At 54.6% G+C, this 9,033-nt stretch carries 10 protein-coding genes; 3 read left to right on the forward strand and 7 right to left on the reverse strand.

Annotated features, from left to right (window positions below):
- Positions 1–3 precede the first annotated feature (3 nt).
- From NNN71_RS11970 to mutY, 4 genes are all read right to left on the reverse strand, one after another.
- Positions 4–1,260, reverse strand: a complete 1,257-nt coding sequence (locus NNN71_RS11970; RefSeq protein WP_271458568.1) for a nucleoside permease — start codon at positions 1,258–1,260, stop codon at positions 4–6.
- A 240-nt stretch (positions 1,261–1,500) separates the two neighbouring features.
- On the reverse strand, positions 1,501–2,583 hold the full coding sequence (gene mltC, locus NNN71_RS11975) for a membrane-bound lytic murein transglycosylase MltC (RefSeq protein WP_271458570.1): 1,083 nt from the start codon (positions 2,581–2,583) through the stop codon (positions 1,501–1,503).
- 47 nt (positions 2,584–2,630) lie between these two features.
- A complete protein-coding gene (locus NNN71_RS11980; protein WP_064542603.1) occupies positions 2,631–2,906 on the reverse strand; it encodes an oxidative damage protection protein in 276 nt (91 codons plus the stop codon).
- A 26-nt stretch (positions 2,907–2,932) separates the two neighbouring features.
- Entirely contained in the window at positions 2,933–3,985 is a 1,053-nt protein-coding gene (mutY, locus tag NNN71_RS11985) for an A/G-specific adenine glycosylase (RefSeq protein ID WP_271458569.1), read from the reverse strand.
- A gap of 155 nt (positions 3,986–4,140) precedes the next feature.
- Here mutY and trmB point away from each other — a divergent pair, with 155 nt between their 5' ends.
- Genes trmB through NNN71_RS12000 form a run of 3 tightly spaced genes read left to right on the forward strand, consistent with a single transcriptional unit; the run spans position 4,141 to position 5,959 of the window.
- Positions 4,141–4,860 carry a tRNA (guanosine(46)-N7)-methyltransferase TrmB gene (gene trmB, locus NNN71_RS11990; RefSeq protein ID WP_223803858.1) on the forward strand — a complete coding sequence of 240 codons (720 nt, stop codon included), beginning with the start codon at positions 4,141–4,143 and terminating at the stop codon, positions 4,858–4,860.
- Complete coding sequence (locus NNN71_RS11995; protein WP_064542613.1) at positions 4,861–5,187, forward strand: YggL family protein; 327 nt, start codon at positions 4,861–4,863, stop codon at positions 5,185–5,187. It abuts the gene before it with no gap.
- Positions 5,188–5,239: 52 nt separating this feature from the next.
- A complete protein-coding gene (locus NNN71_RS12000) occupies positions 5,240–5,959 on the forward strand; it encodes a DUF2884 domain-containing protein (protein ID WP_163446011.1) in 720 nt (239 codons plus the stop codon).
- Between the two features lie 69 nt (positions 5,960–6,028).
- Here the strand turns inward: NNN71_RS12000 and NNN71_RS12005 are convergent, their stop codons facing one another.
- Genes NNN71_RS12005 through NNN71_RS12015 form a run of 3 tightly spaced genes read right to left on the reverse strand, consistent with a single transcriptional unit; the run spans position 6,029 to position 8,868 of the window.
- Positions 6,029–7,330, reverse strand: a complete 1,302-nt coding sequence (locus NNN71_RS12005) for a TRAP transporter large permease (protein WP_163446012.1) — start codon at positions 7,328–7,330, stop codon at positions 6,029–6,031.
- Positions 7,330–7,833 carry a TRAP transporter small permease gene (locus NNN71_RS12010; RefSeq protein WP_163446013.1) on the reverse strand — a complete coding sequence of 168 codons (504 nt, stop codon included), beginning with the start codon at positions 7,831–7,833 and terminating at the stop codon, positions 7,330–7,332. Before NNN71_RS12010 ends, NNN71_RS12005 begins: the two co-directional genes overlap by 1 nt.
- A gap of 48 nt (positions 7,834–7,881) precedes the next feature.
- On the reverse strand, positions 7,882–8,868 hold the full coding sequence (locus NNN71_RS12015; RefSeq protein WP_167575040.1) for a TRAP transporter substrate-binding protein: 987 nt from the start codon (positions 8,866–8,868) through the stop codon (positions 7,882–7,884).
- Positions 8,869–9,033 lie beyond the last annotated feature (165 nt).

The raw sequence follows: 9,033 nt of genomic DNA on the forward strand, positions 1-9,033 counted from the left end.
ACGTTAGTGGGCGACCGTCTGTACACCGGCAGGCGTACGCTCATGTTTATATTTAAACAGCCCAACAAATGCTACCGCCAGCACCAGCGAGTAGCCGGCGAAAATCAGCCATACGCTCTGCCAGTCGGTAATACCGTCTACGGTGTACATCTCCACCACTTTCCCGCTCGCCATGCCGCCGAGAATGCAGCCGAAGCCGTTGGTCATCATCAGGAACATACCCTGCGCGCTGGCGCGAATTTCCGGGCGGACTTCTTTCTCAACGAATACCGAACCGGAGATGTTGAAGAAGTCGAAGGCGCAGCCGTAAACAATCATCGACAGTACCAGCAGTACGGTGCCGAACGGCGTCGGGTCGCCGTAGGCGAACAGGCCGAAGCGCAGCATCCACGCGAAGATACTAATCAGCATCACGTTCTTGATACCGTAACGGCTTAAGAAGAACGGAATGGTGAGGATGAACAGCGTCTCGGAGATTTGTGAAATCGACATCATCACCGAGGCGTGCTGCACGATAAAACTGGTGGCAAACAGCGGATCTTTATCAAAGCTGTGCAGGAAGGTGTTGCCGAACATGTTGGTGATCTGCAGTTCCGCGCCCAGCATCATGGAGAAGATAAAGAAGATCGCCATGCGTTTGTTTTTAAACAGCGCAAAGGCGTCCAGCCCCAGCATGCTGCTCCAGCTTTGTTTCTGCTGCTGGTTAGAAACGGGAATGTGCGGCAGTGTCAGAGTGAACAGCACCAGCACGACCGACAGCGCAGCGCCAATGTACAGCTGCATATGGCTCAGCTCGAAGCCGGAGAAGCTCACCGCCCACATCGCCAGAATAAAGCCGATGGTGCCCCAGATACGGATTGGCGGGAAGTCGGTAACGATGTCCATGCCCGCCGATTTCAGGCGGTAGTAGGAGATGGTGTTAATCAGGCCCAGCGTTGGCATATAGGCCAGCGAGTTAAGCAGAATAACGAAGAACATCGCCCCCGGCGTGGTGACTTCGGCGGCCATAAATAACGTTCCTGCCCCCACCAGGTGACAAAATGCATAGACCCACTTGGCGCTAATCCATTTATCCGCCACGATGCCCAGCAGCGTTGGCATAAAGACGGCGGCGATACCCAGTGAGCTGTACACCGCGCCGATAGAGGCACCATCGAACTTCAGCGTTACAAACATGTACGAGCCCAGCGTGGTTAGCCAGCTCCCCCACAGGCAGAACTGCAGGAAGGACAGTATCTTAAGCTGCAGCTTTAAATTCATGTTAATTTCCTCACAAATAGGACCGGACAGGCGTTCGCGTAATAACATCCGAAGGCATTATTTGTGCTGATTCTATCAATGGCTGTGATGAGACATTGTTAAGCGCCGCAAAAAATTGCAATTATTTTTACTTTGCACAACGAAATAGTGACAAAACTAACATTTCTGTAGGAAATTCAGGCGGGGAAGCCGCTTCATCCTGGGAATATCGGGAAGAAGCGGCTGCGTTTGTGAGAATTGTTACTTACGACGATAGCTTTTTTGCGCCGTATTCACCTTGTAGAGATAGCGACGCGATTCCGCCGACGGATGGCGGGTGGTCAGCGTCTGATAGACGTCCCCTGGCGACATGCTGTTAATGATGTTCGCCGCCTGCACCTTATCGTTAGAGAAGACGCGCAGCACGCTGCCCGCGCCGCCGTTATAGGCGGTAATCACCGCATAGCGGCGTGACGTTGGGTTGTCGATACCGCTAAGGTAGATATTGTTGAGGATCGCCAGATAGGCGGTCCCGGTATCGATGTTGCTGGCCGGATCGAACAGGAAGCTACGGCTTGGCGTGCCGGATTTCCCCTGCGAGCGGAAGACGTCTTTCCCGGCGGTATGCTGCACCACCTGCATCAGCCCCATCGCGTCGGAACGGCTGACCGCATACGGGTTGAAGGACGATTCAGTCTGCATAATCGCCAGAATCAACGATTCGTCGATGCCGTATTTGCGTGAAGCCTGCCGCACCATACCCAGATATTTGTGCGCACGTTTATCAAGGTGGTTCGGCACCAGATTAATGGTCACGCTATAAATAATGTGCAGGCCATTGCTGCGTTTTTTCATCCGTGTTTGCAGCAGATAGTCGGCGAAGCGCGCGGCGCGCCACTCCCAGCGAATAGCCTCGCCGGTGTTATCGACCACCTGGCCGTACAGGAACGGCTCTTTGGAAATCTGAATGTCGTCGGCGTCGGAGTAAAGGTCGACCGAGCTGGGGTCGTCACCCATCAGCAGCGTGGTGATGATGGCCTGGCGCAGGCGCGCAGCGGGGTCGGTACCGGCGATGGTCTCGACGGTAATGGTACCGTCATCGAAGTTGATATGGCTACGCGTCTGGTAGCCATCGGTGTATTTAACGTAGTCTTTCGGCCCGGCGATCAGAACTTCGTTAAACCCCCAGATGTTTTCAATATTATGGGCGAACTGACCCATCAGAATGTCAAAACCGTTGGTGTCTTTTACCCAGGCTTCATTGTAGGCATCGCCCTTTTTTGAACCCGAGCAGGAAACAAGCAACGGCGCTATCAATGCCAGTGCAAATATTCTTTTTTTCATCATTCCGGGAGCGCGTGTTGTTGTTGTCTTAAAGGGCCGTCGGGCCCTTACTGTTTTTCTGGCGGCGTGTAGCCTTCAATGTGCACATCTTTGCCTTCAAACAGGAAGTTGACCATTTCTTCTTCCAGAAGCTTACGGTGCTCCACATTCATCATATTGAGTTTCTTTTCATTGATGAGCATGGTTTGCTTATGCTGCCACTGCTTCCAGGCTTCTTTCGAAATCTCGTTATAGATGCGCTTTCCCAGCTCGCCGGGGTAGAGCTGGAAATCCTGTCCTTCGGCGTCGCGCTGCAGGAAAGTACAAAAAATGGTTCTGCTCATAATCAATCCTCTTATTTCGCCGCTCGTTAAACGAGTGAATCGGCGCGTAACTGCTGCAACAGGCGCTCAACCGGTGCGGCCAGCCCAACGACGGGCGGCTGGGCTAAGTTATACCAGAGAGCGCTGCCTTCATCCATGCATGAGGCGAATGAGGACACACTAAGCCACATAGGCACAATGTCCAGATGGAAATGACTGAAAGTGTGGCGGAAAGCGGTAAGCTGGGTCAGCTTGTCTGCCGGAATCTGCCGCTCGGCCAGCCAGTCGCGCAGCGCCGCTTCATCGGCAAACTGCGGGAAACAGTATAGACCGCCCCACAGGCCGCTAGGCGGGCGCTGCTGTAAAAACACCTCGCGGTCGTGCTGCATCATCAGAAAATAGCCGGTACGCTCGGGGATGGTCTGCTTCGGTTTTTTACCCGGATACTGCGCCCAACTGCCGTTGGCGGCGGCGATGCAGCCTTTTTCCAGCGGGCAGAGCGAGCACTTGGGTTTTGAGCGGGTACACACCATCGCGCCCAGATCCATCATCGCCTGATTAAAACGCGAAACGCCATTGGCAGGAGTGACCTGTTCGCTGATCTCCCACAGCCGTTTTTCGACCTCTTTTTTCCCCGGCCAGCCGTCCACTGCATAACAACGCGCCAGCACGCGCTTTACGTTGCCGTCGAGAATGGGAAAGTGTTTACCGAGCGACAGCGATAAAATCGCCCCGGCGGTAGAACGGCCTACGCCGGGCAGCGCCGCCACTTCGTCAAACGTTTCCGGAAAACGGCCATGGTGCAGCGTGGCAACCTGCTGAGCGGCCTTGTGCAGGTTACGCGCGCGGGCGTAGTAGCCCAGGCCGGTCCACAGATGCAGGACGTCGTCCAGCGGCGCGTTAGCGAGGTCGGTGACGGTGGGAAAGCGTGACATAAAACGCTCAAAATAAGGGATAACTGTGGCAACCTGAGTTTGTTGCAGCATCACCTCAGACAGCCATACTTTGTAGGGCGTCTTTTCAATTTGCCAGGGCAGGGTTTTACGCCCGTATTTGTCGTACCAGTCCAGCACCTGGGCTGAAAATTGAGACGCTTGCATAGTCAAAACCGTGCTTCCGATATCGTGCGATTAGGGTGCCAGATTGCAGCACAGCGGTACTATGCTGTAAACAGGAACTTTCCGGTGCTTGCATCCGGCAACTAACTTTGGATAATGCCCGTTTCCCGAACACTCTCACAAGCAGACTTATTTTTATGAAGAACGACGTCATTTCACCGGATTTTGATGAAAACGGCCGCCCGCTGCGCCGCATTCGTAGTTTTGTTCGTCGCCAGGGGCGACTGACCAAAGGGCAGGAACACGCGCTGGAAAACTACTGGCCGGTGATGGGCGTTGAGTTCAGCGAAGAGCCTGTCGATTTCGCCGCGCTGTTTGGCCGCGATGCGCCGGTCACTCTGGAGATTGGTTTTGGTATGGGAGCTTCGCTGGTGGCGATGGCCAAAGCGCGCCCGGAGCAGAACTTCCTCGGGATTGAAGTGCACTCACCGGGTGTGGGCGCGTGCCTGGCCTCGGCGCATGAAGAGGGTGTCGATAACCTGCGCGTGATGTGTCACGATGCGGTAGAAGTCCTGCACAAGATGATCCCGGACAACTCCCTGAACATGGTGCAGCTCTTTTTCCCTGACCCGTGGCATAAAGCGCGTCATAATAAACGCCGTATCGTTCAGGTGCCGTTTGCCCAGTTCGTGAAAAGCAAGCTCAAGCTGGGCGGCGTCTTCCACATGGCAACCGACTGGGAACCCTATGCGGAACATATGCTGGAAGTGATGTCCTCCATTGAAGGGTATCAGAACCTGTCTGAGACTCAGGATTACGTACCGCGCCCGGATTCGCGCCCGGTAACCAAATTTGAACAGCGTGGTCATCGTCTTGGCCACGGCGTATGGGACTTAATGTTCGAGAGGGTGAAATAAATGGCAAAGAATCGTAGCCGTCGTTTGCGTAAAAAAATGCACATCGATGAATTTCAGGAAATCGGCTTCTCCGTAGCCTGGCGTTTCCCGGAAGGCACCAGCGAAGAACAGATCGATCAGGTTGTTGATCAGTTTATCGATGAAGTGATCGAGCCGAACAAGCTGGCGTTTGACGGCAGCGGCTATCTGGCCTGGGAAGGTCTGATTTGCACCCAGGAAGTGGGCAAGTGCACCGAAGAACATCAGGCGCTGGTCCGCAAGTGGCTGGAAGACCGCAAGTTTGAAGAAGTGCGCACCAGCGAACTTTTTGACGTTTGGTGGGACTAAATAAGCATACGGGGCCAGCATTTGCTGGCCCGATTTGTACTGAGGGAAAGTTATGATGCGCAAAACGCTGCTGACGGCAGTACTCTCGTTCACGGCGATGACCGCCCACGCTGACTACCAGTGCAGCGTTACGCCACGCGATGACGTGGTGCTTAAGCCGCAAACCGTGCAGGTGCAAGGTGAAAACGGCAATCTTATTATTACCCCCAACGGCGATGTCACCTACAACGGCAAGGCGTATACGTTAACGCCGGCCCAGCGTGAACAGGCCAAAGATTATCAGACCGAGCTGCGCAGCGCGCTGCCGTGGATCGACGATGGCGCACGCAGCCGGGTAGAAAAAGGCCGCGTGGCGCTGGATAAAATTATCGCCAAAGAAGTGGGCGAGAGCAGCAATATGCGCGGTCGCCTGACCAAGCTCGATGCGCAGCTCAAAGAACAGATGAACCGCATTATTGAGCATCGTAGCGATGGCTTAACCTTCCACTATAAAGCCATCGATCAGGTACGCGCCGACGGCCAGCAGCTGGTCAATCAGGCGATGGGCGGCATTCTGCAAGACAGCATTAACGAGATGGGCGCCAAAGCGGTGCTGAAAGGCGGCGGTAACCCGCTACAGGGCGTGCTGGGCAGCCTTGGCGGCCTGCAAACCGCGATTCAGAACGAGTGGAAAAACCAGGAAGCGGATTTCCAGGCGTTTGGTAAAGACGTATGCAGCCGCGTGGTGTCGCTGGAAGACAGCCGCAAAGCGCTGGTCGGTACGTTGAAGTAGTCATAAACCATCATTGAAAAAGCCGCCAGTCAGTTAACTGGCGGCTTTTTTTTTGCGCAATATAGGCTGTTACATCAGCCCCAGCAGTTGCGGAATAAACAGCGAGATTTGCGGGATGTAGGCGATCATCATCAGCGCAATCAGCAACGCGGCGTAGAAGGGCAGCAGCGGCTTGATTAACTGCTGGATCTTCACCCCGGAGATAGAGCAGCCGACAAACAGCGCGCTGCCCACCGGCGGCGTCAGCAGGCCGATGCACAGGTTGGCGACCATCATGATGCCGAAGTGTACCGGATCCATGCCCAGGTCCTGGGCGATCGGCAGGAAGATCGGCGTGAAGATCAGTACCGCAGGCGTCATATCCATAAAGATGCCGACGATCAACAGCACAATGTTAATCAGCAGCAGGATCACCAGCGGATTCTCCGAGATCCCCATCAGCGTGTCGCTGATCATGTAGGGAATATCCGCATTGGTCATCGCCCACGACATACCGACGGAAAAGCCGATCAACAGCAGTACGATGGAGGTTGTGACCACCGACTCGAGGATCAGTTTCGGCAGATCGCGCCACTTCACTTCGCGATAGATAATCACCGACAGGATAAAGGTATAAACCACCGCGATGGCCGACGCTTCGGTGGCGGTGAAAATACCGCCCAGAATCCCGCCCATCACGATAATCACCAGCAGCAGGCTCGGCAGGGCGTCGAAGAAGGCTTTCGCCGCCTGGGCGCAGGTTGGGCGCTCGGAAACCGGGTAGCCGCGGCGCTTCGCGATAATCGCGCAGACCACCATGATCGCCAGGCCCATCAGAATCCCTGGCAGATAGCCCGCCATAAACAGCGAGGCCACCGACACGCCGCCCGCAGTCAGCGAGAAGACGATCAGCACGTTAGACGGCGGAATCAGCAGCCCGGTAATGCACGACGAGACGTTAACCGCCGTGGAAAACGCGGGGTCATAACCCTTTTTGGTCTGAATCGGGTGCAGGGTGCCGCCCACCGCCGCCGCCGCGGCTACCGCCGAACCGGAGATGGAACCGAACATCATGTTGGCGAGGACGTTGACGTGGCCCAGCGAGCCGGGAACGCGGCCCACCATCACCTGCGCGAGGTTAATCAAGCGGATGGCGATACCGCCGCTGTTCATCAGCGTCCCGGCGAAGATAAAGAACGGAATCGCCAGCAGGGCAAAGTTGTCCAGACCGTTGGCAAGACGCTGAGAGACGGTAATGACGGCGATATCCCACGGAAACATCAGCAGCATTGAGGCAACGGTCGCGATGCCGATAGAGAACGAAATCGGCACGCCGATAAATACCAGCACGAAGAAAGCGCCAAACAGCGTTAAAGCAATATACCCGTCCATTAGCGCGCTCCTTCTGCGGACTGTTTCAGGCTAATCAGGCCGTTGGCGATAAACCACAGCGCGTAGAACATCATGATGAGGCCGGACAACGGCAGGATCAGATAGACGTAGCCCATCGGGATCTGCATCGCGGCGGAGACCTGTGCGGTGGCCAGGGTTTTGGCTATCAGCTTCAGGCCGCCGGTGACGATCACCGAGCCGGAGAAGAGAAAAATCAGCAGGTTAATCACCACGCCCAGCAGCGTTTGCTTACGTGGTTTGAGCGTCATGGCCAGCAGATCGATCGCCAGATGGCGCTGTGCGCCAACGGTATAGGCTGCGCCGAGCAGGCCAACCCAAATCATCAGAAAGCGCGCCAGCTCGTCCGTCAGCGTGCTGGGTTGGTTTAACACATAGCGACTGAATACCTGCCAGACGACGCAGACGACCAGCGCCACCATGACCGCGACGGAGAACGCGGCGATCGCGCGGTCCACCGCCTGTTTAGTGCGGGTAAAAATCATCGTTTGTTATCCTGGTGAAGGCGGGCCAGATGCTGGCCCGCAAGGGAATTACTCTGCGGCGGCTTCAAATTTGGCCAGCAGCGCGGCCTGTTTCGGATCTTTGTTGAAATCGTCAAACAGCGGTTGCACCGCAGCGCGGAACGGCGCCTTGTCGACTTTGACGATCTCGCCGCCCATGGCCTTCGCCTGAGCGCGCGTGTCAGCGTCGATTTTGTCCCACAGCTTCTGTTGGTAAACCTGCGAGTCGGTGGCCGCTTTCGCCAGAATTTGCTGCTGCTCCGGCGTTAGCTTGTCCCAGGTTTTGGTGGAGATCACCAGGAAGTCTGGAATAGAGGCGTGCTCATCTTCAGAGAAAACTTTGGCAATTTCAATATGACGTGTTTGCACCCACGATGGGACATTATTTTCCGCACCGTCAACCACGCCCTGCTGCATTGCGGTATAGACTTCACCGAATGAAATAGGTGTGGGTGAACCACCCATTAATTCAATCATTTTTATGGTGGTCGGGCTGGCCTGAACGCGAATTTTCAGCCCTTTTAAATCTTCTGGTTTAGTAATCGGTTTTTTGGCATAAAAACTACGGGTACCGGCAACATAAGCGGAAAGGGCGAAGAATCCTTTTTCTTTTGTTGAGTCCATAATTTCTTTGCCGACATCACCGAATACCACTTTATTAAAATGCGCCTGGTCTTTAAATAAGAACGGCAAATTATAAATGGCATAAACGTTGTCGAAAGATTCCAGATCGCTGGCGGAACCTTTGGTCATATCCAGCGCGCCGTTCTGTAATAGCTCCATGGTTTCACGTGCGCTGCCCATCTGGCTGCTTGGGTAAATACGGATGGTCATCTTGCCGTCAGACAGCTGCTTGACCTCTTTGGCCATTTCTTCAAAAGCCTGGTGTACCACGTGGCTACGCTCAAGGTTGTGCGCCAGTTTCAGCGTCACTTTTTCAGCCGCAGCGGCCCCAGCGGAAAACAACGCGAAAAGCGACGCACAGATTAGCGTTTTGCGAAAAAAGAGAGATTTCATTAATAGGCTCCATGCACATTCATTATTGTGGTCTATATCTAGAGGGACAGCGTTGAATTTCTGTATGACATATTATCCTGGTTGTCAGACAGCTTTAAGCTACCACTCTCACAATTTTCAGTTATCTGTGCATTAAATGCGGTTTTTGTGCGCTGGGTTATATTT

This window comes from Kluyvera sp. Awk 3, assembly GCF_028069715.1.
Lineage (GTDB): Bacteria > Pseudomonadota > Gammaproteobacteria > Enterobacterales > Enterobacteriaceae > Kluyvera > Kluyvera georgiana_A.